This window comes from Paenibacillus sp. J22R98 (assembly GCF_059383835.1).
In genome coordinates, this window is sequence record NZ_JBXENW010000026.1 from 1 (window position 1) to 1,284 (window position 1,284).

The 1,284-nt window shown below is 44.8% G+C and carries 1 protein-coding gene; it reads left to right on the forward strand.

What is annotated here, in order from left to right:
• Nucleotides 1-95 precede the first annotated feature (95 nt).
• Nucleotides 96-1,240 (forward strand): IS3 family transposase gene (locus tag AC50Y3_RS30090; protein ID WP_494822335.1). Its coding sequence is split into 2 segments (ribosomal slippage): nucleotides 96-369 and nucleotides 369-1,240, totalling 1,146 coding nucleotides; the frame shifts between segments, so codons are not numbered across the junction.
• Nucleotides 1,241-1,284: the final 44 nt, after the last annotated feature.

Consider the following 1,284-nt stretch of genomic DNA (forward strand, 5'->3'; position numbering starts at 1 on the left):
GGGACTGACCCCATAACGTGAGACAAATTAAAACACCTTCAAGTGAAAGACCCCATGTCGTAAGATGTGGAGGACAACTTGGAGGTGTTTTTGCGTTGGCAACTAGAGTTAGCTATCCCGTTGAAGTGAAAATGAATGCAATTAGGATGAGATTAGCAGGTATTCCAGTGAAAGTGGTCATGGATGAGCTCGGAATCAGGAATGTAACTCAGCTTAAAACATGGATGTCCTGGTATCGTAAGGGCGAACTTCATCGACTTGAACAACCTGTCGGTAAGCAATACAGTTTTGGAAAAGGTCCTGAATTCTCTTCTGAACTTGAAAAGTTAAAAGTGGAGATTCGTTTTCTGAAACAACAACTAGATGTACTAAAAAAGTACAAGGAATTGGAGAGGAGGTGTCACCAGAAGCCGTAGTGGCTTGGATGGAATCCATTCGAGGAGAAATGTCCGTAAAGCAGGCTTGTGAGCTGCTAGGGATTGCACGTGCAACCTACTATCGCTGGAAAGAGGCTCTTGCCTCAAAGCGAGAAGATCAGCTCACCGAGAATATTCGCCAGCTCTGCATCTTGCATAAATTCCGTTATGGCTATCGCAAGATAACCGCTCTGCTTCAAAGAGAACAAAACGTCAATCATAAACGAGTGCAACGAATTATGCAGCGCGAGGGGTTACAGTGTCGAGTTAGGATGAAGAAACGCAAGCCAACTGGACAACCAACTCAGATCGCTGAACATCAGTTAAAACGTCAATTTCAAGCAGATACACCTCTGCAAAAGCTCGTAACAGACATCACTTATCTGCCATTTGGGGGTAAAATCTTGTACCTGTCGAGCATTTTAGACTTGTTTAACGGCGAGGTCGTGGCGTACAGTATAGCAGATAAACAAGACACAGCATTTGTGTTAGATACTCTTGATCAGTTGCCTCTCACAACCGGTGCGATGCTCCACAGCGATCAGGGAAGTGTCTATACGTCACAGGCATATCAGGAAGCTGTAAAAGGAAAAGGCATTACCATGAGCATGTCCCGTAAAGGTACGCCCGCTGATAATGCCCCCATCGAATCGTTCCATTCCACTCTAAAGTCTGAAACGTTCTATCTCGAAGGTTTAACCTGTACAACGACGGCAATCGTTGAGCAGACCGTTCGAGAATACATTCACTACTATAACTCAATTCGTATTCAAACGAAACTAAATAACCAGTCGCCGGTTGATTTCCGACGACTGGCTGCTTAACTTGAAAGGTGTTTTGATCCCTGTCTCATGAACGGGGGTCAGTC